This is a genomic window from Calditrichia bacterium, from assembly GCA_020634975.1.
GTDB lineage: Bacteria > Calditrichota > Calditrichia > RBG-13-44-9 > J075 > JACKAQ01.
The window spans coordinates 35,580-59,656 of record JACKAQ010000004.1 but is presented as its reverse complement, the minus strand read 5'-3'; the positions used below and the strand labels follow the sequence as shown (position 1 = coordinate 59,656).

The 24,077-nt window shown below is 47.4% G+C and carries 18 protein-coding genes; 10 read left to right on the top strand and 8 right to left on the bottom strand.

Annotation, left to right across the window (positions count from 1 at the left end):
- Positions 1-2: 2 nt before the first annotated feature.
- The 4 genes from ruvA to H6629_20310 form a co-directional block, all read right to left on the bottom strand.
- On the bottom strand, positions 3-611 hold the full coding sequence (gene ruvA / locus H6629_20325; protein ID MCB9070129.1) for a Holliday junction branch migration protein RuvA: 609 nt from the start codon (positions 609-611) through the stop codon (positions 3-5).
- Between the two features lie 6 nt (positions 612-617).
- Entirely contained in the window at positions 618-1,118 is a 501-nt protein-coding gene (gene ruvC / locus H6629_20320) for a crossover junction endodeoxyribonuclease RuvC (protein ID MCB9070128.1), read from the bottom strand.
- A 2-nt stretch (positions 1,119-1,120) separates the two neighbouring features.
- On the bottom strand, positions 1,121-1,873 hold the full coding sequence (locus H6629_20315; GenBank protein ID MCB9070127.1) for a YebC/PmpR family DNA-binding transcriptional regulator: 753 nt from the start codon (positions 1,871-1,873) through the stop codon (positions 1,121-1,123).
- Positions 1,874-1,984: 111 nt separating this feature from the next.
- The gene (locus H6629_20310; GenBank protein MCB9070126.1) at positions 1,985-2,560 is read right to left on the bottom strand and encodes an SPOR domain-containing protein; all 576 of its coding nucleotides are present in this window, start codon (positions 2,558-2,560) and stop codon (positions 1,985-1,987) included.
- A 312-nt stretch (positions 2,561-2,872) separates the two neighbouring features.
- Between H6629_20310 and H6629_20305 the strand changes: the two genes are divergently transcribed.
- The 3 genes from H6629_20305 to H6629_20295 all read left to right on the top strand — a co-directional run bounded on the left by H6629_20305 (position 2,873) and on the right by H6629_20295 (position 6,394).
- The gene (locus H6629_20305) at positions 2,873-4,159 is read left to right on the top strand and encodes an Ig-like domain-containing protein (protein ID MCB9070125.1); all 1,287 of its coding nucleotides are present in this window, start codon (positions 2,873-2,875) and stop codon (positions 4,157-4,159) included.
- Positions 4,160-4,366: 207 nt separating this feature from the next.
- Positions 4,367-5,746, top strand: coding sequence for an L-serine ammonia-lyase (locus H6629_20300; GenBank protein ID MCB9070124.1), 1,380 nt, complete (start codon positions 4,367-4,369; stop codon positions 5,744-5,746).
- 48 nt (positions 5,747-5,794) lie between these two features.
- Positions 5,795-6,394 carry a transferase hexapeptide repeat family protein gene (locus tag H6629_20295; protein ID MCB9070123.1) on the top strand — a complete coding sequence of 200 codons (600 nt, stop codon included), beginning with the start codon at positions 5,795-5,797 and terminating at the stop codon, positions 6,392-6,394.
- Position 6,395: 1 nt separating this feature from the next.
- Here the strand turns inward: H6629_20295 and H6629_20290 are convergent, their stop codons facing one another.
- On the bottom strand, positions 6,396-7,298 hold the full coding sequence (locus tag H6629_20290) for a bile acid:sodium symporter family protein (GenBank protein ID MCB9070122.1): 903 nt from the start codon (positions 7,296-7,298) through the stop codon (positions 6,396-6,398).
- 247 nt (positions 7,299-7,545) lie between these two features.
- Between H6629_20290 and H6629_20285 the strand changes: the two genes are divergently transcribed.
- Positions 7,546-10,365: a bifunctional transaldolase/phosoglucose isomerase gene (locus H6629_20285; protein ID MCB9070121.1), complete on the top strand. Its 2,820-nt coding sequence runs from the start codon at positions 7,546-7,548 to the stop codon at positions 10,363-10,365.
- The gene (gene rpiA / locus H6629_20280; GenBank protein ID MCB9070120.1) at positions 10,362-11,105 is read left to right on the top strand and encodes a ribose-5-phosphate isomerase RpiA; all 744 of its coding nucleotides are present in this window, start codon (positions 10,362-10,364) and stop codon (positions 11,103-11,105) included. Before H6629_20285 ends, rpiA begins: the two co-directional genes overlap by 4 nt.
- 59 nt (positions 11,106-11,164) lie before the next feature.
- Here the strand turns inward: rpiA and H6629_20275 are convergent, their stop codons facing one another.
- Both H6629_20275 and H6629_20270 read right to left on the bottom strand, forming a co-directional pair.
- Complete coding sequence (locus H6629_20275; protein ID MCB9070119.1) at positions 11,165-12,052, bottom strand: hypothetical protein; 888 nt, start codon at positions 12,050-12,052, stop codon at positions 11,165-11,167.
- A 278-nt stretch (positions 12,053-12,330) separates the two neighbouring features.
- Complete coding sequence (locus H6629_20270; protein ID MCB9070118.1) at positions 12,331-12,852, bottom strand: dCTP deaminase; 522 nt, start codon at positions 12,850-12,852, stop codon at positions 12,331-12,333.
- A 183-nt stretch (positions 12,853-13,035) separates the two neighbouring features.
- Between H6629_20270 and H6629_20265 the strand changes: the two genes are divergently transcribed.
- From H6629_20265 to H6629_20255, 3 genes are all read left to right on the top strand, one after another.
- Positions 13,036-13,686: a hypothetical protein gene (locus H6629_20265; GenBank protein ID MCB9070117.1), complete on the top strand. Its 651-nt coding sequence runs from the start codon at positions 13,036-13,038 to the stop codon at positions 13,684-13,686.
- Between the two features lie 246 nt (positions 13,687-13,932).
- Complete coding sequence (locus H6629_20260; protein ID MCB9070116.1) at positions 13,933-17,472, top strand: CotH kinase family protein; 3,540 nt, start codon at positions 13,933-13,935, stop codon at positions 17,470-17,472.
- A gap of 101 nt (positions 17,473-17,573) precedes the next feature.
- A complete protein-coding gene (locus H6629_20255; GenBank protein ID MCB9070115.1) occupies positions 17,574-19,010 on the top strand; it encodes a glycosyltransferase family 39 protein in 1,437 nt (478 codons plus the stop codon).
- Positions 19,011-19,081: 71 nt separating this feature from the next.
- On the opposite strand, the gene H6629_20250 is transcribed toward H6629_20255, so the two are convergent.
- Positions 19,082-20,176, bottom strand: coding sequence for a PP2C family protein-serine/threonine phosphatase (locus tag H6629_20250; GenBank protein ID MCB9070114.1), 1,095 nt, complete (start codon positions 20,174-20,176; stop codon positions 19,082-19,084).
- Positions 20,177-20,369: 193 nt separating this feature from the next.
- Here H6629_20250 and H6629_20245 point away from each other — a divergent pair, with 193 nt between their 5' ends.
- Together H6629_20245 and H6629_20240 are read left to right on the top strand one after the other, a co-directional pair.
- Positions 20,370-22,820 (top strand): hypothetical protein, encoded by a 2,451-nt coding sequence (locus H6629_20245; protein ID MCB9070113.1) that lies wholly within the window; start codon positions 20,370-20,372, stop codon positions 22,818-22,820.
- 215 nt (positions 22,821-23,035) lie between these two features.
- Positions 23,036-23,851, top strand: a complete 816-nt coding sequence (locus H6629_20240; protein MCB9070112.1) for a mechanosensitive ion channel — start codon at positions 23,036-23,038, stop codon at positions 23,849-23,851.
- Positions 23,852-24,077: the final 226 nt, after the last annotated feature.

Here is a 24,077-nt window from a genome sequence, read left to right as displayed (position 1 = left end):
ATCTACAATTCCCGCAGAGCGTTGACAACAATTTCTTCGAGAGAAAGCGTTTTTCCGGCGCGCTTCACCACTTTTTCGATGGCAACCTGCGCATCGCGCGGTTTGTAGCCAAGCTCGGAAAGCGCCATTATTGCTTCGTTTATATGCCGTTGCGGCGAATCGGCGGCTTGTGCCATCGCAGCAATTTTTTGCACTTCGGCTTGTTTGCCAATTTTTTCTTTTAGCTCGAGCACCAGCCGTTGCGCGGTTTTTTTGCCGACACCGGGAATCCGGGTGAGCATTGCCACATCTTCCATGGCTATCGCTTGGGTCAAATCTGCTGTTGAGCTGCCGGAGAGAATAGCAATTGCTAATTTCGGTCCCACCCCGGAAATAGAAATCAGCATCTGAAACAGCTTTTTTTCAGACATTTCCGAAAAACCGTAGAGCTGCAACACATCTTCGCGGACGTGTAAATAGGTGAGTAATTGAACCGGCTGGCTGGCGTCGCTGCGTTCCAAATACTGGAAGGTGTTTAACGAGATATGCAACCCAATTCCCATTCCGTGGCAATCCACGATGCAGAATGTGGGGGCTTTCTCGATGATGTTTCCCGAAATTCTCTCGATCATCCTCGGTTATCTGGCCCCGCGTTTCAATGACAAAAATTTAACCCGGTTAAAATGGCAGATTGCAACTGCCAAGGCATCTGCGGCATCCTGCGGTGTCGGTGGTTTTGGCAACCCCAACAGATTTTTGACCATCGCCTGTACCTGCTGTTTTGCCGCCGCACCAAATCCGACGGTAGACATTTTCACTTCTCTCGCCGTATATTCAAAAATATTGACGTTTGACTGTTGTGCCGCAAGCATCGCAACGCCACGGGCATGCCCCATAACAATTGCGGTGTTTACATTTTCGTGATAAAAAATATCCTCAATGGCACAATGGTTTGGCTGATGCGTTTTTACAACCTCTTCGATACCTTCATAAATTTTCTGGAGTTTTTGGGCGATCGGTAAATCTTTTCCGCGGTTATAAATGCCGCCGTAAGCCACACATTGCGGTCGGTTGTTGACAATTTCGATCACCCCGTACCCGGTAATACTCAACCCGGGATCAATCCCCAAAATAATCATATTTACTCGTTACTCAAGCTTTCCATTACGTTTTCATCCATATCAAAATTGGCGAAAACGTTTTGGACATCGTCGTTATCTTCCAACGAATCCAGCATTTTCAACATTTTTTCGGCGTCTTTTCCGTCGATGGGCACATAGTTTTGAGGAACGCGGGTAGTTTCCGATTCTTTAATGGTGATTCCCTGCTCTTCCAAAGCGGTGCGGACAGTTTCCAGATCTTCAAATGCTGTGAAAATTTCGTAAACCTCATCTTCCACTTTGAGGTCCTCTGCTCCGGCTTCGATAGAAACCATCAACAACTCTTCTTCATCGTAATTTTCTTTTTCTACCCGAATCAATCCTTTGCGATCAAACATCCACCCAACGCAGCCGGATTCCCCAAGATTTCCGCCATGTTTGGACAAAATGTGCCGTACTTCGCCAACAGTGCGGTTTTTGTTGTCGGTCATGCATTCGATAAATAATGCCACACCGCCGGGACCGTAGCCTTCGTAATTGATTTCTTCGTAAATAACACCGGGCATTTCTCCGGTGCCTTTTTTAATGGCGTTCTCGATGTTTTTGGCGGGCATATTGGCTTGTTTTGCAACCTGAATAGCTTGTCGCAATCGTGCGTTCATCACCGGATCGCCACCACCGGAACGGGCAGCGACAGTAATTTCTTTGATCAATTTTGTAAAAACTTTACCTTTTTTGGCGTCCTGACGCTCTTTTCGAAACTTGATATTCGCCCATTTAGAATGGCCGGCCATAAATCCTCCTGAAACACAAATAATGATTGTTCATATTCACATCCTGTAAGCCGTACATAACCGACGCACACCCTGCATTGTGCAGTGCAGCTGAAAAAAATCGGAATTATGCTAATTATCGCGAGGCAGCGCTTCCGGAGTTTCCGGTGCTGATAATTCCGGCAATACAGGAACAGTATTCACTTTGGTTTTAACAACAAATGATGTAGAAAATCCACGTTGTTTGATGCGTGTGTGCAGTTGTTCAGCTTCTTCGCGGGTGGTGCAATCGCCAACCCGGAGTTTGTATAATGGTGAATCAAATTCGATATAAACTGCGATGCCGTCATTTGCAAATTCGTATTCGGCTTCTTTTTTCTGCAACGTCGCAACTTCGATATCTTTGGTTGCAAAAATTTGAATCCGGAAGCCATCAACCGGCTTATTGAAAACTTTGGTATCCTGGTTGTCTGTGTTGGTTTGGTTGTTGTCAATTGTTGGGGTTGAGATGCTGGCGGCTTCGGGAAAGGACAGATTATCGTCGTTTAGCAGAACCGGATCAAACGATTCATCAATCGTTCCGGTAGTTGCCGGTTGGGTAGTTGTGCCACTGTTGACCGGTGGCATCGTGGAGCTACACCCACTGCCGGCAATGCCGACTATTATTCCGAGAAAAATACCACAAATCAATTTTTTAGTCATTCTCATTATTTTTTCCTGTTTTGTTTGTCCGGTGTTTTACCGAAATTTATCCCGGAATCTTAAAAAAATATTCAATTCCTGCGGCGGTTACGCCGATGATGCAAGCATAATAATATAAAACAGATTTCAATCTATGTAAAAGGATTTTTGCATTCTCACAGTTTTTCGAACGAACTAATTTGATAACACAATTCAACATTCGCATACGAAAAGAATATACTGCACAGTTTAATGATACCTGTCACAATTCATTATGGAAAATGCCTTTTTTTACGTGCCTTGAAAACGGATATAACTTTTAAACAGGAGTGGAAATCGATGAAGCAACGCAGATGGAAATTTGCGCTATTTTTTTTATTGACCATTTTGTTAATGTTTATTGCTCCGGGATGTTTGGAACAACTGGATAATGGTCCGCCCGTAACCACCATTCTGAACCCCCAAAGTGGCGCTGTCATTGATGGGGTTGTGCCAATCCTCGTTACAGCATCTGACGATAAATCTGTTACCAAGCTGCGCCTCTTTATCGATGGTACTGAAGTTCGTACTGTTGATGACGATGTGATTCGATACGAATGGGATACAACGCCCATTGCCGATAACCGGCAACATTTTATCACCGCATATGCAATTGATGAAGATGACAACATCGGGCCTTCTGCCATTACATCTGTAACATTAACAGACCTTTCGCAAGATACACTGCCGCAGGTTGTTACTATTCAACATCCTGTGAACGCGCAAATTGTCACAGGTGTTGTGAATGTTGCAGTCGGCATCAATCGGTCGATCAACAACCCGATTGACAGTGTGCAAATTTACATTGATGGCTCCAAAGTGCTGACAGATACCCAATTCCCGTATTTGTATCAATGGGATGTTGCTTCGCTGGTTGATGGTTCCGCTCACACCATTTTTGCGATTTCATACGACCGCTTCGGATACAACATTTCGTCCAATGTTACATCGGTCATCGTTAATAGCGACAACTACGAACTGGATACGCCGGTTGCTTCCATGGAAAACCCGATCGATCGCCAAACGGTTCGCGGGTTGGTAAATCTGGTTGCGCGAGTGGATAATCTGGTTGGCGCAAACGCAGTTGACAGCGTGGTATTTGTGGTTGACGGCTTCCGCATCGGTACGGATACAGACAATACAGACAATGTGTTCACCCGTCAGTGGGATACTTCCACATTGCCGGATGCATCAACACACAACATTTTTGCGGTGGTTTACGATACTGATCAATTTAACATTTCAACGGATTTTATCACCGTAACAGTTGATTCGGACAACGGATCAGACGTCATCCCACCGACCGTATCGATTATTTTCCCGGATCCGAATGCCCAAAATATTTTCTCGGTCAGCCAGATCCCCTCAATCCGGGTTGTCGCCGATGCTTTCGATGACACAAAAGTGGACAGCGTCCAGATTTTCATCGATGGCATCAAACAGGTTACCGACACCGTTCCGTTGTATGAATATCAATGGAATTTCAGCGGATATGCTACCGGCATTACACACACCATTTACGTTCGCGCGTTCGACCCGTCCGGCAATATGAGTGTTGCCCAAACGGCTGTCAGTCTGTTGCCGTAAATTATTGTGTCAGAAAATTTCTATCAAAAAGCCCTCCGTAAAAAGAGGGCTTTTTTTGTGTTGAAAAAAATTGCCTTCCAAATATAGACCACCATTTAGTATTTCATTTTTATTAACGATTACCGCTCGTTAAATTTGATTTTGAAAAATTCGCCCGATTTTGGGGAAAGGAAATATCACTCTGTGGAACAGATCAGCGTTTTTGACATGATCAAAATTGGCATCGGACCATCCAGTTCGCACACAATGGGACCGTGGAAAGCCGCGCAATTGAGCCTTTCGGAACTCCGTTCCGCAAAATTATTGGATAAAGTTGTTCGGATAACCATCGAGTTTTTTGGCTCATTAGCCAAAACCGGTCCCGGTCACGGCACCAACATGGCTGCCGTTTTGGGATTGAGCGGCGAAGATTATCTGACCACCGAAACATCAACGGTCCGGGAAAGATTCCGCGCCATTCGCGATTGCGGAAAACTCAACCTCGCCGGACAATTTCCGGTGCCGTTTGAGCTGATTATTCATCCCGATCCCCTCCCCTTTCACCCAAACGGCATGCGATTGACATTCCACTTATCTGAAGGCAAACCGTTCCGCGAAACCTGGTTTTCGATCGGCGGTGGATTTGTCATCAAAGAAGGCGAATCGATCATCGATGAACGCCCACCGTTGCCGTATCCGATCAACCGGGCGGCGGATTTGCTATATTATTGTCTTGAAAATCAATTATCGATCAGTGAAATCGTCTGGAAAAATGAGATCGCCTGGCGAACTCCCGACGAAGTGAACACAAAACTGGACGACATTTGGGATACGATCAAAGCATGCGTTTACCGCGGTTGTCACACCGAGGGCGAATTGCCCGGCGGACTAAATGTGAAACGCCGCGCCGCCGGAATGAACCGCAAATTGTTGGGCGAAATTCAGCCGCAAAACCGGCAGGAATGGCTGGCTGCGCTAAAAATAATTCATCCCTCGTTTCAGACCATTTTGAAATGGGTGAGCTGTTTTGCGCTGTCCGCAAATGAGGAAAATGCAGCGTTCGGGCGGATTGTGACGGCGCCAACCAACGGCGCATCCGGTGTAATTCCGGCAGTGCTGTTTTACTATCGCTATTTCTGCGATGACGCAACCGATGAAGCTGTCCGTAAATTTTTGCTGGTTGCCGGAGAACTTGGCAGCATTTTCAAAAAGGGCGCCACCATCTCTGCCGCATTGGGTGGTTGCCAGGCGGAAATCGGCGTATCTTCTGCAATGGCGGCAGGTGCACTAACGGAGTGCCTCGGCGGCAGCGTTGAGCAAGTGTTGATGGCTGCGGAAATTGCAATGGAACATCACCTCGGGCTCACCTGCGATCCCATCGGCGGATTGGTGCAAATTCCCTGCATCGAGCGCAACAGCATGGGTGCAATTAAAGCGATCACCGCTGCCAACATCGCATTGGATAGCGACCCGGCAGCCGCAAAAGTTTCGCTGGATGCGGTCATCCAATCCATGTGGGAAACCGCCCAAAACATGAACAGCCGCTACAAAGAAACTTCCGAAGGCGGATTGGCATTGCAAATCCCAGTCAATATTATTGAATGCTAATCAAATTGTTTTTTTTCTTCATCCTTTAACCTTTATCCTTTACTAATTATGGCAAATATTTTTGAATTCAACGGATATCGCCCTGTGGTGCATGAGAGCGCCGTTGTGCATCCGAACGCAACCGTAACCGGCAATGTGATCATCGGGCAGGATGTGTATGTCGGACCCGGCGCAGCCATTCGCGGCGATTGGGGCGAAATCATCATCGAGGACGGTTGCAATGTGCAGGAAAACTGCACCATCCACATGTTTCCGGGTGTAACTGTGCGATTGGAAAAATCGGCGCATATCGGTCACGGTGCAATTATTCACGGTGCAACAATCGGCAGAAATTCGTTGGTGGGCATGAATGCGGTGGTGATGGACAACGTGGTTATCGGCGCGGAATGTATCATCGGTGCGCTTTGTTTTGTGCCGGAGGGGATGGCAATTCCCGATCGAAAAATAGTGGTGGGCAATCCGGCAAAAATCGTAAAAGATGTCACCGATGAAATGGCGGCGTGGAAAACGGCCGGTACACAACTGTATCAACAATTGCCCGCACAGCTTAGTGACACATTAAAACCCTGCGAACCGCTGCGGGAAGTGCCCAATAACCGGCCACCGATGAAACGGGATTATTTTCCATGGAAAAAAGGTCGCAAATAAATCAGATTGTCGATTTCCGGCGTGACCAGAAAATCGCCAGCGTCATTCCGCTGATGATGTGCCAAATGCCCCACCACGCTGCGATGAGCGCCATCCCGCCCAATCCGCTAAAAAAATCGAAAATAAGCAGTAAACCCAGCCCGGAATTCTGGATGCCGGTTTCGATGGCCACCGCCCGCCGATCCGCTTCCGGCAATTTGAGCAGCCGCGCACCCGTGTAACCGATAGAGATCGCCAACGCGTTGTGCAGGAAAACAGCCAGCACCACTAAACCTATGTAATTCATGAAATTATCCAAATTCGCCAGCAACGCACCGGTGATAAAAATGCCGAAAAACGCCATCGAAAAATAGCGGAGCGGTTTTTTGGCGCGTTCCGCCCATTGCGGAAAATGGTGAGAAATGAGCAAACCAACGGTCATCGGTAATCCGAGCAACAGAAAAACAGTGCCCATCAAATCCAGCGGACTGAGCGCAACTTCTTTCAGAATTGCAGCGGTCGGTTCGTATTGCGATGCCCAAAATGCAAAATTGATCGGCGTCATTACCACAGCTGCCATCGTGGATGTTGCAGACATCGCCACCGATAGCGCCGTATTCCCTTTGGCAAAATGCGTAATAAAATTGGAAATATTTCCGCCCGGACATGCGGCAACCAACATCATCCCCAACGCGATGGATGGGTGCGGCGCCATCAGCCGAACCAGCAGATATGTAACCGCCGGTAAGAGCAAAAATTGCCCAGTCATCCCAACCAGCATGGAACGCGGCAGTGAAATGATTGTGCGAAAATCGCTGAGTCGCATATCTATGGCAACACCAAACATCACGATGCCCAAAATAATGTTCAGTGCCAGCAAGCTTCCCGGATCAAAATTGAGTTGAATTGCGTCTATATCTAACATTTGCAGCGGGTATCCTGAATCAAATTAAAGTTTGCGATGGAAAATACCGGTATTAACTGTAAATCGCAACTGCACAAGTGGTGTTATTCAAATTTCAAAAATCTGCGTGATTGGCATGGCGTCTGCAGTTGGTTTGAGAAATGAAAATAAAATTGATTTTGCTTTGGCAGCGTTGTACCGCTAATTTTTTAGCCTTAAAATTGATCAACTAACAATGAAACCTGAGTTTACACATCCGGGAGTATTTATGTCCAAATTAAAGCAGTTAGCCAATCATGGACAATCCATTTGGCTGGATTTTATTCGCCGTTCATATTTAACCACCGGTGAACTGAAACAGCTGGTTTCAGAAGGATTAGGCGGTGTCACCTCTAATCCAACTATTTTCGAAAAAGCCATTGCGGGCAGTTCCGATTACGACAGCGCAATGCAATTGCTCATCGAAAAAAATTACACCGTTCAGGAAATTTATGAAGCGTTGGCGATTGAGGATATTGCCATGGCAGCAGAAAATTTACGCCCGGTTTACGATGCGACAGATGCAAAAGATGGTTTCGTCAGCCTCGAAGTTGATCCCACTTTGGCAAACGATACGCAAAAAACCATTGAAGAAGCCAAACGCCTCTATCAAGCGGTCAATCACCCGAATGTGATGATCAAAGTGCCGGCAACGCCTGCCGGAATTCCGGCAATCGCGGAGCTGATCGGCGTTGGCATCAATATAAATGTGACCCTCATTTTCAGCTTGAGCAATTATCTGCAAGTTGCCAATGCCTATCTGGATGGGTTAGAAATTCTCGCCAAAAATGGACCGAAAGTGCCGGGCGGACATCCGGTGAACCGGGTGGCCTCGGTGGCTTCATTTTTTGTCAGCCGGGTGGATACGGCGGTTGACAATCAATTAAAAGAAATCGATAACAGCGATCTAGCAGGCAAAATTGCCATCGCTAACGCCAAAGTTGCCTATAAAATGTTCGGTGAAATTTTTAGCGGTTCCCGATGGGATGCGCTCGAAAAACTGGGTGCCCGCGTTCAGCGACCGCTGTGGGCCAGCACCGGCACCAAAAATCCCGGTTATTCGGATACGATGTATGTGGATTCGCTCATCGGCGCGGATACCGTCAACACGCTCCCGCCTGCAACGATGGACGCATTCAAAGACCACGGAATTGTTGCCACAACTATTACTGAAAATGTGGCTGAAGCCGAGCGCCAACTGGTGCAATTGGGCGATTTGGGAATCAATATTGACGAAATTACCCTAAAATTGCAGGATGAGGGTGTTGTCGCATTTGCCAAATCTTTTGAATCGCTGATGAACAGCATTACCGACAAACGCCAGCGAATGATGTCTGACCAAAAACGGTTTGGCGCTTCGCTCGGCAAATATGAAAACACCGTCAACCGGGCATTGCAGCAGTTCCAAAAGCAGAAAATCGCCAGCCGTTTGTGGCAAAAAGACCACACCATTTGGAAAGACGATCCCACCGAAATTACCAATCGTTTGGGCTGGTTGAGCAGCGCGGACGTTTCGCTGGAAGCTGCCGGTGAAATCGAATCTTTTGTCGATCAGCTTCGCGATGAAGGCTTTACCCACGCCCTGCTGTTGGGAATGGGCGGCTCCAGCCTGGCACCTGAAGTGTTCAGGAAAACATTTGGCGTGCGGGAAGGGTATCTCGATTTATCTGTTTTGGACAGCACAGATCCAGCCGCAGTGCTGGATGCCTACGCCAACAGTAATCCCGCAAACACTGTTTACATTGTGTCCACCAAATCCGGCGGCACAGTGGAAACCCTTTCGTTTTTGAAATTTTTCTACAATAAGTGTCTGGAATTATTGGGTGAGAATAAGGTTGGCGAACATTTTGTTGCCATTACCGATCCCGGCAGCGGATTGGAAGACATGGCAAAATCATTGAATTTCCGTAAAATTTTTCTCAACGATCCGGACATCGGCGGACGCTATTCCGCGCTCTCGTTTTTCGGAATCGTTCCGGCGGCGGTCATCGGAATGAACATTCGCCAACTGCTGGAACGTGCCGAAATTGCGGTAGATATGAGCAAACACGAAAGCAATTTATCCGATAATGAACCACTCATTCTCGGCACAATGATGGGCGAACTCGCCAAAAACGGTCGCGACAAATTGACGCTCGTAACCGCACCGGAAATCAGTGCATTTGGCGCATGGCTGGAACAACTGATCGCCGAAAGCACCGGAAAAGAAGGCCTCGGCATTTTGCCGGTCGATGGCGAAGCATTGCTCGCGCCCAAGTTTTACGGAAACGACCGCGTTTTTGTCTATCTCAGCCTCAAATCCGATCCCAAAACGACAGCAGCTTTGGACAAACTTGCGGACGCGGGACACCCGATTGTGCACATCACGTTGCGCGATATTTACGATCTCGGCACCGAATTTTTCCGGTGGGAAATCGCCACGGCAATCAGCGGTGTTTCGCTGAAAATCAATCCGTTTGATCAGCCGAATGTGGAATCCGCCAAAATTTCTGCCCGCGCAATGCTGGATGCTTACAAAAAAGAAGGCAAATTACCCGACGAAACCCCGGCACTCAGCACCGAAAAAATGACGCTTTTTGGAAAAGTGAGCGGAAAAACGCCGGACGAAGCGCTCTCTGAATTCTTGAAACATCTGCCGGATGGCAACGGCGACCTGATGCCGCGTGGCTATATTTCTATTCAGGCTTACGTAAAAATGGACGCCGCAACAGATGAAGCGCTGCAGAAATTCCGCACGGTTTTGCAAAAACGCTATCACACCGCAACCACCATCGGTTACGGTCCGCGATTTTTACACTCCACCGGACAGTTGCACAAAGGCGATGCAGGCAACGGATTGTTCATTCAAATAACTGATGAAATATTGGAAGATGCCGCAATTCCCGATCAACCCGGGATGGATTTTTCCGCGGTTTCCTTTGGGGTTTTGAAACATTCGCAGGCGCTCGGTGACCGGAAAGCTTTGGAAGATGCCGGTCGCGAGGTCATCCGGATCCACGCCAAAAATGTGATTGCAGCAATCAACGAATTGACGGAAAAACTGGCATGACACCGCAGGAAAAGCTGAAACAACAGGCTGCCCACGCCGCCGTTGAGTGGATCGAAAACGGGATGATTGTCGGACTCGGTACCGGCAGTACCGTTCGGTTTGCGTTGGAAAAAATCGCTGAAAAAATCCGAACCGGTGAATTGCAACACATCGCAGGCATCCCGAGCTCCGAACAAACAGAATTGCGCTCCCGCGAACTTGGCATTCCACTGACCGATTTTGCGGCACACACGGTGATCGACGTAACCATCGACGGTGCGGACGAAGTTGACCCGCAACTCAACCTCATCAAAGGCGGCGGCGGTGCGTTGCTCCGCGAAAAAGTACTCGCCCAGGCTTCCCGGAAAAATGTGATTATCGTGGATGAAAGCAAGCTTTCACCGGCACTCGGCTGCAAATGGGCAGTGCCCATCGAGGTTGTTCCGTTTGCGGTAGATGCGGTTTCCAATTTCTTGAAATCGATTGGCGGGACTGTCGCGTTGCGCCAAAAACCCGACGGAACCCCGTTTTTCACCGATCAACTAAATTTGATACTCGATACCGATTTTGGCGAAATTACCCAACCCAACGAACTGGCTGCACAATTGAACAACTGTGCCGGAATTGTTGAACACGGTTTGTTTCTCAACCTGACCAGCGCGGTTATCGTTGCCGGTTCCGCCGGAATCCGCACCATTCTCCGGCAAATCGCGTCGGATTCTTCACCCAAAAAATTTGGAAATCAGCCCAAAATTGCATAAAAAAAGGCGGTCAATTTGACCGCCTTTTTTGTGTGGAGGAGCTACGAGATACTGTTTTTTTAGTCGACAATTTCACCGGTTTGCACTTCGCCCTCAAATGTTTCCCCACCGATGTTGATGTTCGCTTTTCCGTCGCCGATCACGATGGTAAAATCGCGTTCGATATTGCGTTCGCCGTAACCGCTGCCGCTTTGGAATGTGGCATACGCGCTCACATGTCCGCTAATCGTTCCGCTGATTTTGCGGGACAGATCGAAGCGTTTGCCGCGAGGTCCGGTGAGATCGGTAATTTGGAGCGAAATACTGTGATCGAGTGTGCGAACTGCGCGATGCGTAGTGACCGTATCCACAGCGGCACGGGCGTAAGTGCCGTTAATCACCAGATTCCGGAGGTGCGCCTGAGTGACAACAAAATTGCCTTCCAGCTGATTCAATTGTTGCGACAAACGTGGCGTTATGTGCCGGCCGCTGCCGGAAACGATGTCAAATTTGATGGTTCGGGCGGTATCGCCATTGGTGATCCAGAACTGTTGCGGATCGCCGGCCTGATTCAAAAATTGGTAGTGATACACTCGCGCGATTGCTGCATAATAATTACCGTTGATATCGCCGCGCTCGCGATTGATGGTAATCGTCCACATTCCGGCAACCGGATCGTAAACGGCGTCCATCGTTTCACCGTCAGTTGTTTTGGCTAATCCCTGAAAATTGTCGGTGCTGGCACCTTCCAACGCATCGCCCAACTGATCCACCATTCCGCCATTTTCTTCACCAACGGCGCTGGCGGTAACTTCTGCGGCATCAGACGTAGCACTAACATCATTTTGCGATGTGTTCGGCGCGACGCTGTTTTCTTTGTCGCACCCGACAAATGCGAACCCACTAAATAATACTGCTGCGAACGTTGCAATTGCTGCTTTGCTGCGAATTCCTGCTGCGATTTTCATGATACATTCTCCTTTGGTTTTGGTATAGTTTGTTGAATAATCTGATTACATTTTATTTCATCGCATTCGCATTGGGATAAAACAATCGACGTGCCAAAACAGGAAAATGAATGGTGATCGTAAAAATCAAGATGCCATAAATCTATTATTTACAAAAATTTAGACTTAATTATTTTTTAAAAATGATGATCTGTACGAAAAGGGACACTTTGGCGGGGTGTTAAAATAAGTGTACCGTACGGTACTATTACTGTCCCGTACGGATTACACTTGGTTCTTTATTTCTCGAAATCCTTATACAATTTGCTTGTTTGAATGCCGCTATTGTTCTGGTATTTGCTGCTGTGGTATTTTTCGTAATCGCCGGAAATGGAGTGGTAATAAATCTGACAAACTTCCACCCCCGGATAAATCCGGATCGGCTGCACACAAAAAATTTCCAACGTCCAAAATCCACAGAAACCGACATCGCCAAAACCGGCGGTCACATGCACAAACAACCCCAATCGCCCAACGGAGGAGCGACCTTCCAGCATCGGCACCAAACCGTCAGTTTCGGTATATTCGATGGTTCTGCCCAAATAAAGTTTGTGCGTTTCCAACAGCAACCCATCTTCCGGAATGGTAATTAATGTTGCTTCGTTCTTTTTGCGCATGTCCAATTCGGTTTCGTTGTAAACCAGCAATTCGTTGTGTAGCCGTAAATTGTAGCTGTTCGGGTTCAACTGCGATTCCGAAAACGGTTCAATTTTGATTTCTTTTCCCAAACGTGAGTAAATGTCTTTTCCGGATAAAATCATGCCTATCTCCAATTTCCTCGTGAATTTCCAAAACTTTTTTAAATGACCGGGCGTTTACAGAGCAAGAATGATAGCAATATTTTGGTCACGGGAAAACAAATTTTTGCCCGTTTTTCAAATTATCGTTGTCTGTGCTGAGGGATAATTCGCGTAATTTCAGACCATTTCAAGGGAGAATGACAAATGGCTATTATTAATCCAAATATCCGGAAATTATTGGAGAATTTGCGCAAATTGAAAACGGCGCACCAGCGACTCAGCCAGTCGTCCGGTAACCGACGCATCGCCGAGCAAAAGGCAGAACGCGCATTTCAGGTGGTGATGGAACAGCTAAAGGATCCGCAGCTCGTTGAGTTACTCGACGAAATCATTACAGGCAACGCCCAAAAATTGCAGTCGCAAATGGATGACATTCAGAAAAAGCTCAGTAAAAATCACTCAGAAATTGTTGGCAAAGAAGCACGGGCGATGCAGGAAATGAAAATGAAACGGGATGAACTTGCCAAACGCCTGCACGAAGCCGAGTTGCTGAAAAAGGAGCAGGCTGAGCTGATCAAAGAAAATCAGTCGCTTCGGGAATTGCTGGAAAAAAACCATCGCAAAGCAGTTGCGATGTACGACGCCCTGCGAAGCGAAAAAATAGACCGCACGTCCAAAAAGCAGCGCAAACGGAATATCGAAAAAGGCATCGTTTCAACGATTCTCGGAGTTGGTGCAATTGCTGCAAACACCCAATTTCCGTCGCTTGCCGTATTTTCGTATATGTTTGCACTCACTGCATTGCACAAAGCTTCCCGCGATTTTGTGTCCGGTGATGAGGGAAATCCGGATTAATCCGGGCTTTTTTCTCGCCAACAATACTTCTAAAGTGAAATCAAACACGTTAGCTGTTAACCAAAATGCATCCATCTTTCTGATCGATGCATTTTTTTTGGATTTTTACGCATGCGCTCACCGGGATGCTCCTGAAATTAAAAAGGTTTTCTGCATATTTTCATAATTTTTTCTTACCTTAATAGCTGTGATCAGATGTTGATTTATCAAATTTTTGAGGTTGTTTTTTTTCGGGAGAGCACCTGAATGAAATTGCTTTTATGGATCTTAACTTTCTGTTTTTACACAACTTCCGCACTATTTTCTCAATCCATTAAAATTAACGAAGTTGTCGCTTCCAACACAGAATCGTTCATCGACGAAGACGGCGATTATCCGGACTGGATTGAACTGTTTAACGCAGGTAACACAACACAGAATTTCACTGGCTTCTGGCTGTCCGACAACCGTTCAAATCTTCAAAAATGGCAGTTTCCGGATGTAAATATGGCTCCCGGTGAATTCAGGATAATTTACGCATCGGATAAAAATCGCCGCAACACAGCCAATTATTGGGAAACCAAAATCACCTGGGGTGACTTTTGGCGATATCAACCCGGATTTTCCGAACCGCCAACTGATTGGCATACGCTCGCTTTCAACGATTCTCAATGGGAATGGGGACCCAGTGGCTTTGGCTATGGCGATGATGACGATTCCACAATAGTTGCCAACGGCATTCTGTCGGTTTATATCCGCAATACGTTTAACATTGCCGATACGAGCCAACTGACACACGCGCTTTTACACATCGATTACGATGACGGTTTTGTTGCATATCTCAACGGAACGGAAATTGCCCGGGCAAATATGGACGGTATTCATCCGGCATTTAATCAACCGGCCAACGAACAGCATGAGGCATTAATTATCAATGGCAAACCGCCGCACCGGTTCTCTCTGGATAGCTTGCTCACGCTTTTCCGGGAGGGTGAAAATGTGCTGGCGATACAGGCGCATAACATTAGCGCCGGATCATCAGATCTGACGATGATCCCGTTTTTGACACTGGGCTTTCGTAATGAGTTTCCAGGCAGACGACCGGTACATCCGCTGATCGAGCCGAATCTGCCCAGATTACACACCAATTTTAAACTGTCCGCTGAAAGCGAAACTGTTTTTTTGAGCGGGCCAACAGGCATGGTAATCGACTCTCTGGCGTATGTCAACCTGCCATCGGATATCAGCTGGGGTCGTATGCCGGACGGCAGCGACACACTGTATTATTTTGCACCAGCGACACCCGGTTTCCCGAACATCAGTAATGGGTATAGTGGCATTGCCTCCGAACCGCAATTTTCGATTTCCGGCGGTTTTTTCGATATGCCACAAAGCATCGTATTGAGCGGATTAAATCCCGGCGAAACCATTCGATATACAACAAATGGCGAAGCTCCAACCGAAACCGCGACAGTTTACAGCAACCCGATCGAAATCAATACAACAACTGTTATTCGTGCACGAACATTTGCGCCGGGGCAGTTGCCCAGCGGTCAGCATACCCAAACTTATTTTTTTGGTACAAATCATGACCTGCCGGTAATTTCCATCAGCACGGACATTGGACATTTTTTTGATCAGGATTCCGGCATTTACGTATTCGGAAACGATTACGAGCCGGTGCCGCCATTTTTCGGTGCCAACTTTTGGGAGGATTGGGAACGCCCGGTAAATATCGAGCTGTTTGAAACCGATGGTTCACAGGTGATAAATCAGGGTGCGGGTGTTAAAATTTATGGCGGGTTTTCCCGGGCAAATCCCCAAAAATCACTTGCGGTGTTCGCCCGTGGAAAATATGGCGCCGGCAGCTTTGACTACCCAATATTTGCCGATAAAAATATCAATGAATTTCAGGCATTTATCTTGCGCAACAGCGGCAACGACTGGGGCAGAACCATGTTTCGCGATGGATTTATTCAGGATGCCATCGCTCCGACCGGAATTGAACGGCTGGCTTACCGTCCGGCTGTGCTTTATTTAAACGGTGTGTATTGGGGCATTCTCAATATCCGCGAAAAAATCAACGAACATTTCATCGAATCAAACACCCATATTCCATCGGATAGTATTGAGATTCTCGAAGGTGACGCTGTCAGTGTTTACGGAGCAACGGATCACTACAAAGCAATGATCAACTTTGTTGAATCCAACGATTTAAGTGACCCTGCCAATTATGCGTATCTCAAAACCAAAATGGATGTGGAAAATTTTCTCCGCTACACAGTATCAGAAATTTTTATAGACAACCGCGATTGGCCGGGAAATAATATCAAATTCTGGCGCCCTGCCCGGCAGGACGGACGCTGGCGTTGGATTATTTTCGATACAGATTTCGGCTTTAATCTATTAAGCTCATCAAACCATTCCTACAATACACTGGCGATGATGCTCGATCCGGTTGGAGAAGATTGGCCAAATCCGCCGTGGTCGACACTGCTTTTCCGCAAACTGATCCAAAACCCCGAATTCCGGCAAGATTTTATCAATCGCAGTGCGGATTATATGAACAGCATTTTTCGTCCGGAAATATTGCTTTCGCAAATCGATGCAAAAGCAGCAGCAATTGCCAGCGAAATCGATACGACATTATCCCGTTGGGACCAAAACCCGGCAGATTGGGAATGGAATATCGAACAGATGCGCTCATTTTCCCGAAAGCGTCAGCCATATTTCAGATCGCACATCATGCAGGAACTGGGTGTTTCGGATACGCTGAACATTGTTCTCAGCAGCAATTTACGCGATGCCGGTTCAGTTCAGGTGAATGCAATTACTGTCAGCAAATTTCCCTGGCTGGGACAATATTTTAAAGATATTCCTGTTGAACTGACCGCAATTGCGCGTCCGGGGTTCCGATTCACCGGCTGGACAGGCATCGAACCGGCAGACTCTGCCCACGTTGTTGTGCCGATGAGCCAAGGCGTACTCGCCGTCGCCAATTTTGAACAGGACAACAGCCAGTTTGCGACGGTTGTCATCAATGAAGTCAATTACAATTCCGCAGCACCGTTCGATTCGGAAGATTGGGTGGAATTTTACAACAACAGCGGCGAACCGGTGGACATGAGCGGCTGGTATTTCCGCGATGAAGACGATACCCATAACTTTTTTTTCCCGGATGGGTTTGTACTTCAGCCGGATTCATTTGCGGTAATTTGCAGCGATACCGTGCTGTTCACATCGGTTTACCCGTCGGTCACCAATTATCTCGGGAACACCGGTTTTGGGCTGAGCGGCAACGGCGAACTGCTCCGGCTGTATAATGCCGCCAACGAAATTGTCGATTCGCTCACCTATGACGATAACGCGCCCTGGCCCACAGAACCAGACGGAAATGGGGCCTCACTATCGCTAAAAAATCCCAATCTCGATAATACGCTGCCGGGAAGTTGGACGGCTTCACTGGGTAATGGAACGCCCGGCCAAATCAACGATATTTTTGTGGGAATCGACGAAACAAGCCATCCGGCTATTCCGGAAACGTTTGCGCTTTATCAAAATTTCCCGAATCCGTTTAATCCACAAACAACAATATTGTTTGATTTGCCGGAATCAGCAAAAGTGAAAGTGCAAATTTTCGATCTGCTCGGTCGGCGGGTTGCTACACTTGCGAATCGCCAGTTCATCGCCGGACGATACGAATTGCAGTGGCAGCCGGAAGCGCAGATCAGCTCCGGCGTATATTTTTACCGCATCGATGCCGGAGAGAAATTTGTGCAAACCAGACGGATGATTTTTATCCGCTGATCATCGCCTGATTATCATTCTTTTTCCAAACGCGGCAAATTTTTGCCGCGTTATTTTTTTGCCGGTATTGCAAATCCGGTTGGTTTTCCGCAACATTGGTGATGGAAAATTACGGGAAATATCTGCTCGGGGGATTGTTTGCAATTACAATTTTCACCCGCTTTTTTGCGATCGGCGCCGACAGTTTATGGCTGGACGAAGGCTTGAGCATCCGGCTCGCGGCGCACCCGTTCGATCAGATTTTTGCAGCCGCAGCGCCGGTGGATCACAATCCGCCGCTATTTTTGTATCTGTTGCACTTCTGGCTGAACATTTTTGGCACCGGCGAAATTGCCGCGCGCAGTTTTTCGGCACTCTGCAGCATTGCGGCGTTCCCGCTAATTTGGCTGCTGGCTCGCCGGTTATTCGATAAAAAAATTGCCCTGCTTACCCTGCTCATTTTCGCAATCAGCCCGTTTCAGGTGTATTACGCACAGGAAACCCGCAGTTACGCGTTGCTCAATTTGCTGTCGCTGGCTTCCGTTTTTTGTTTTTTGGAATGGCTGCGGAACAACCGGAAAATCTGGCAAATCGCGCTGCTTGCCGTGAACATTTTACTGGTTTACAGCCATATTTTCGGATGGTTCATCGTACTGTTCGAAAATCTGTGGTGGCTCTATCTTGCCCTGCAAAAAAAGCCGGCACCTTCCCTCCCCAACTGGTTAATTTTACAGGGATTAACCGCACTTGCTTTTCTGCCGTATGCGCTGCATTTAATGCAATTGGTGCTCCAGATTCAAAAAGGATATTGGATCAACCCACCGGAAGTCAAACATTTTTTAGCGACGTTTATCCAATTTGGCGGATCGATATCACTCGGAATTTTTGCGATTATTTTTGCGCTCCTCGGTGTCGGTTTTGGCGTTCGATCACCCCAAAAATCTTCGCTCAAATTTTTAATGTTTTGGATGCTCACCCCTATTCTCGTGCCTATCACGATGTCGCTGGTGCTGCGTCCGTTTTATCTGATTCGCTACCCGATTGCGGCGGCGATTCCGTTTTATATGTTGGCGGCTATCGGCGTTGCCCGATTGCCATTACGCTGGCGAAACGCCGCAATTGTCCTGCTGATTGGTTTGGGCGGTTGGTCGCTGTTCAATTATTATTCGAACGACACACGCGCGCCGTGGCGCAATGTTGCAACGGACATCGGGGAGCTGGCGAAACCGGACGACCTGCTGCTAATCGGCGCGGATTTTTGCAAACGCGATGTGTTCGATTATTACGGAAGCTCGCTACCGCAGCGCATCATCGGCATTTCCCGCGAAAGCGATTCGCTGATAACCGCCGATTTACGGCAATCACTAATTTCAACAAAAACAAATATTTATTTTATTGCATCACATTTTGGAACGGATGAAAAAAAGCTGGTGGGTGAATTGTCGGGAATTGCAAATCTGGTGAAAACAACAGAATATCCGCATCGGGATTTGTTCGGCAGGAAACAGGTGTTTATCCGGGTTTATCGATTTACGGCAATGCAATCGCCGGGGAAATAGTGTTTATGGCTTCAGATTTTAATCATCGGAAATGCTTCGACTTCGCTCAGCATGACCGTTGTTTAATAACGTTAGCGGGCTTTCATGATCACCAAGGTCAGATCGTCGTTGGCGCTGGCTGCGCCGCGAAAATGCGCCAGTTCGGATAAAATTGCCGTCTGGATGTCTTGGGCAGATTTATGGGCATTTGCGCAAAGCGCCTCTTGAAATCGCTGCTCGCCAAATTCCACTTTTTGGGCATTCATCGTTTCCACAATGCCATCGGTGAAAAAACAAAGCACGTCGCCGGGATGTGTTCCAACTTCAACTTCCGCAAGACATTCGTCAAATTTGCCATTGTGCAAACCGATTCCCAAACCGTTTGGCGTGATCGTTTCGCAATCATCAGTTGCAGCGCGGTAAATCAGCAACGGCATGTGTCCCGCGCGACAAAACCGCAGCGAGTTGTCGTTGGTCAGTTTAGCAAGATTGATGGTAAAAAAACAGCGGGAATTGAAGATCGGTTTCACCTGTTTATTGAGCGCTTGCAACACTGCTTTTGGCGAATCATATTGTTCGATCAAACTGTGCAACAGCGCCTGAACCTGAACCATGTGCAATGCGGCAGCCATCCCTTTTCCGGAAACATCGCCCACCATTACGTAACTTACGCCTTTTTCCGATTTCGGGTGGATGAAATCGAAATAATCGCCGCCAACCTCGCGGGCAGCTTCGCAATAGCTGGAAATTTCGAAATTCGGGTGTGCGGGCGGCTGTTGCGGCATCAGGTTCATTTGGATATCGCGGGCGACTTCCAGCTCATCTTTGGCGATTAATTTGTCCGCCAGTTCAAACGCCAGCAACACATTCAGCAGCACAAATGAGCCGATCGCCCAAAACCAGCTCGCGCCAACCACAGAATAAATGAACAAAAAAAGGATCAGTGAATAAAACAATCGCCGGGATGGCGACAATTTTCGCAGAAACGCTTCAAACAAATTGCCAACCAAACGGATGGTTCGCTCAACGGGATTTTTCTGCTGATCCACCTTTTGCGCTTCGCGCAGGTAATAATCGTAAATACCCGGCGCATCGCGTTTTACGAGTCGCTCAATCTCCGTGATACTCAGATCGCTGGCGTATAATTTATAAATTCGCTGAAATGTTTCCGATATCGGTTTGCCCATTTTTCACCTGATTTTTACTGTTTGAACACGCCAATTTACGGAAAAAGGCGTAAAATTGATTCACCATTTCGTAAAATTAACGATTTAGCGCTCAGCTTTATTTTATTGTGAACCAAATCAATACACAAAATGCCCATTGTTGTAATATGCACCAGAAAATCGGATATAGTTTCATAAAACGGAAAGAAAATTGATGTCAGCAATCAGCAAATGTTTAACCTTTTTAGTCGTTTTGTGCACGATAAGCGCCAGCGGTTTTGGTGCAGAGCCATACAAAATTTCGCCGGACAGCCCGGCAGCCAAACGCCAGCATCCGCGTTTATTTTTCACCGAATCCGGCTTTTCGGAAATCGCCGACTATATTTCCAGCTACGAGCCGGCGGATTTCGAAACGTATATTCAGGCGGTGGACACGGCATTTTACGACGATCCCGCCGGGAAAAAACACAACTATCTGCTGCTGGACGCCCAGAATTTCTCATTCATGAGCTACGCCGCAGCCAGCGGATTTTTCGGTAATTTTACATTCAAATTTTCCGCAGATGAATACGCCCAAAAGGCGTTTGAGCACGCTGCAATCATCGCCGAGCGCGTGGCTGCCAGCGAAAAATATCGCGAAACGACGCATTGCAATATTTTTGAATCCGAGGGTCAGGGTGGTTATATAAATATTGCATTATCAATTGTTTACGACTGGTGCTACGATAAGCTTTCGCTGCCACAGCGCCGCACGATTGCTGATGCGCTGATCACCCTGTACAATCGCCGCGACAAAGAAGTTAATCCCGGCAAAAAAGTAAAAATCGGGAAAACGCTGCTGGTGCACTGCCATCACGCCGGTGCCGGCGGCATTGTGCTTTGGGGCGATCCGCTCGGTGATTCGTACAAAGCCATCACCGATGAAATGTTCGAAATGTCGCTGGCGGTTTGGGTGGATCGCATTTTTGCGCACGGCGATCACGTGATGGAAAACGCCGGCGGTTGGAGCGAAGGCGCGAGCTATTTTTTCGGCGGCACATCACATGTGTATTTTATGGCTGCTGCGCTGTCTTCCGCGTTGGGCGAAAATATGTTCACCCGTTTCGACTGGTTCCGCGATATCCCGCGCTACATTTATTTTTATCTGCTCCCTGGAAAAATCAGCGATGGTGAAAAACGCAAAATTTACGCGCAGCGAAACGACACGGTTGCCCTGCGTGAATGGGATGCCGATGCCGTAAAACAGGTAACGCCGGTGATTGCCGCCGTCAAAAAAGCACAGCCGGAACTCGCCGGATTTTACCGTTGGTTTATCGAAGATAGCGAGCGAAAACCCGAACCTGCCGGTTATTACGAAACAATGCCGCCGCGATTATACTGGCTATTTTTCAAATTTTTGTGGGGCTATTCGGATGTAAAATCCGTTACTGCGGAGCAGTTCAAACTGCCGCTTTCCGGGCGATTCGGGCTTGGCGATGTCATTTTACTCAGCGATTTGCACAGCGAAAACGCCACAAAAATCAATTTCTACACCTCGCAATATTCGCTGCCGCGCCATGCGGATGAAGATCACGGCGCGTTTACCATTTTCAAATACGGCACGCTGGCGCTGGACGGCGGCGTTGCCAAAGGCAAAAGCGATCTGCCAAAATCGAACAAAACCCGCGCGGCGGTTTATCACAGCAAAGTGGCGCTGTATAATCCAGAGGAGTCCCAATTATACGATTATTCCACCAAAGTGAACGACGATGCAGATGCACCGTGGGACGCTGCCAACCAGACGGGCGGCGCCAACCACATCGGTGTGCTGCGGAATGCGCACTTCGAGCCGGGCAAATTTGATTTCGTGGATTTTGACGCAACACGGGCATACAAAGGTGAAAATTATGTCGAGAAAATGCGCCGTGTGCTGCTCTATTTTCGCGATCCGGCAGCACCGGATTATCAAAATAACGAATTTGTGGTGATTTTCGACGATATCGCGCTCAGCGATTCGACCATCAAACGGCGCTGGCTGCTGCAAATGCCCACTCGCCCGGAACTGCTCGATGGCGAATGGCAGAAAAAAGGCACCGCATTTTGGCTGGCAAACAGCGGCAGCACCGTTTCCGTTACTAATAATTTGATTGACGCGCATGGCAGATTATTTGTCAAATTTCTGGAACCGCAGCATTTGCAACTGCGGCTGCGCGGCGGCTCCGAAAATGGCGAACACTACTGGTTCACCGATGCAGAAGGCAATCTACTCGCCAAACGCGGACCTTACACAGATTGGGGCGCATATTGGGCAGGCAGTCACCGGCTGGAAGCGGAAGATGTGACAGACAGCAGTTTCTCCAAATACCTTACTGTCATGCAAATTGGCGACAGCCGAACGCTGCAAAAGATGGCAGATATTTCCAAATTATCGGATGGCGTTTTTACCGGCGCGTTCATCAACCAAAATCGCGTAGCGATGTTTAACACCGCCGATGTGCCGCAGCTTTCGCTGTCGTATTCGGCAAAATCATCCAAAAAAATGCTGCATGTGATTGAAGGTTTGGCTGCCGGAAGCTATCGCGTTTCGCTGAATGGCAAATCGATTCGCGAGCAATCCATTCAGTCGATGGAACCCCTGTTTTTCGAAAGCAGTGGCGGCGGCAACTTCCGCATCGAACAACAATAGCATTTAACGATGACGCCGGATTGTTCTAACCGGACAATCCGGTTTTTCATTTTTACGCAGTTTTCAACCCGCATTTGCTCATTTCCCACCAAAAAGCCTCAAATTTTCACCCAATTTTGCTCAAAATCCCTAATTTAGATAAACGTGGAAAACAGCTCAATTTATTGTTATATCTAATATATGCATATTTTAACATAAATGACGGAGGTCGTATTTTGGAAAATTTCAATGAAATTTTGGCATATGTTCAGCAAAATTTTACGCTGTTTGCCCTGCGGTTGGTTGGCGCGATAGCGACATATATTATCGGTAAATGGCTTTCCCGGAAGATCAGCAATTCAATGAGCAAGCTCCTGATCAACAAAGAAGTTGACCAGACGCTCGTCGATTTTCTGAAAAAGATCGTCTATTTTGGTTTATTGATTGTGACCATTTTGGCGGCGTTAACGCAAATGGGCATCGAAACAACCTCATTTGTTGCAATAATCGGTGCTGCCGGTTTGGCGGTCGGTTTGGCGTTGCAGGGATCGTTGTCCAATTTTGCCGCGGGTGTTTTGCTGATTATTTTGCGACCGTTCAAAGTGGGTGATTTTATCGAAGCAGCCGGTGTTGCCGGAAAAGTTGAGGGCATCAGTATTCTGACAACCAATTTGGCAACCCCACAAAACGAAGCTGTGGTAATTCCAAATTCTGCAATAACTTCGGGAAATATAAAGAATTACAGCGCGAAAGAAATGCGCCGTGTCGATATGGTTTTCGGCATCGGTTATGATGACGATATTAAAAAAGCGAAAGAAATTTTGAACGATCTGATCGCAAAAGATTCGCGCGTGTTAAAAGAACCCGCACCGAAAATCGCGCTTTCGGAGCTTGCCGACAGCAGCGTTAATTTCGTTTGCCGCCCGTGGGTAAAATCTGCAGATTATTGGGATTTGTATTTTGATATGCACGAAGCCGTGAAAACCCGGTTCGATGCCGAAGGCATCAGCATTCCGTTTCCGCAACGGGATGTGCATGTGTATAACACTTAAGCGATTTACTATCAGTTTTCCTCATCGTTAGTGATGGACATTTGCCGGGATTGTTGCCAGAGTCAATTGTCCCGGCTTTTATTTTATATGAAATTTTGTTTAAATTAACCCTACAAAATACCCGGATTTATAACTGTTTTTCAGACACTCAACCCTCATTATTTTACAATTTACAACCAAACTTCGCTATGATTTGTGAATAATAAATAACCATTGATCTATCTCT

What these genes read in the sequence shown, in the direction of transcription:
- ruvA (MCB9070129.1), bottom strand. Translation starts at nt 611, where the DNA reads ATGATCGAGAGAATTTCGGGAAACATCATCGAGAAAGCCCCCACATTC.
- ruvC (MCB9070128.1), bottom strand. Translation starts at nt 1,118, where the DNA reads ATGATTATTTTGGGGATTGATCCCGGGTTGAGTATTACCGGGTACGGG.
- H6629_20315 (MCB9070127.1), bottom strand. Translation starts at nt 1,873, where the DNA reads ATGGCCGGCCATTCTAAATGGGCGAATATCAAGTTTCGAAAAGAGCGT.
- H6629_20310 (MCB9070126.1), bottom strand. Translation starts at nt 2,560, where the DNA reads ATGAGAATGACTAAAAAATTGATTTGTGGTATTTTTCTCGGAATAATA.
- H6629_20305 (MCB9070125.1), top strand. Translation starts at nt 2,873, where the DNA reads ATGAAGCAACGCAGATGGAAATTTGCGCTATTTTTTTTATTGACCATT.
- H6629_20300 (MCB9070124.1), top strand. Translation starts at nt 4,367, where the DNA reads ATGATCAAAATTGGCATCGGACCATCCAGTTCGCACACAATGGGACCG.
- H6629_20295 (MCB9070123.1), top strand. Translation starts at nt 5,795, where the DNA reads ATGGCAAATATTTTTGAATTCAACGGATATCGCCCTGTGGTGCATGAG.
- H6629_20290 (MCB9070122.1), bottom strand. Translation starts at nt 7,298, where the DNA reads ATGTTAGATATAGACGCAATTCAACTCAATTTTGATCCGGGAAGCTTG.
- H6629_20285 (MCB9070121.1), top strand. Translation starts at nt 7,546, where the DNA reads ATGTCCAAATTAAAGCAGTTAGCCAATCATGGACAATCCATTTGGCTG.
- rpiA (MCB9070120.1), top strand. Translation starts at nt 10,362, where the DNA reads ATGACACCGCAGGAAAAGCTGAAACAACAGGCTGCCCACGCCGCCGTT.
- H6629_20275 (MCB9070119.1), bottom strand. Translation starts at nt 12,052, where the DNA reads ATGAAAATCGCAGCAGGAATTCGCAGCAAAGCAGCAATTGCAACGTTC.
- H6629_20270 (MCB9070118.1), bottom strand. Translation starts at nt 12,852, where the DNA reads ATGATTTTATCCGGAAAAGACATTTACTCACGTTTGGGAAAAGAAATC.
- H6629_20265 (MCB9070117.1), top strand. Translation starts at nt 13,036, where the DNA reads ATGGCTATTATTAATCCAAATATCCGGAAATTATTGGAGAATTTGCGC.
- H6629_20260 (MCB9070116.1), top strand. Translation starts at nt 13,933, where the DNA reads ATGAAATTGCTTTTATGGATCTTAACTTTCTGTTTTTACACAACTTCC.
- H6629_20255 (MCB9070115.1), top strand. Translation starts at nt 17,574, where the DNA reads ATGGAAAATTACGGGAAATATCTGCTCGGGGGATTGTTTGCAATTACA.
- H6629_20250 (MCB9070114.1), bottom strand. Translation starts at nt 20,176, where the DNA reads ATGGGCAAACCGATATCGGAAACATTTCAGCGAATTTATAAATTATAC.
- H6629_20245 (MCB9070113.1), top strand. Translation starts at nt 20,370, where the DNA reads ATGTCAGCAATCAGCAAATGTTTAACCTTTTTAGTCGTTTTGTGCACG.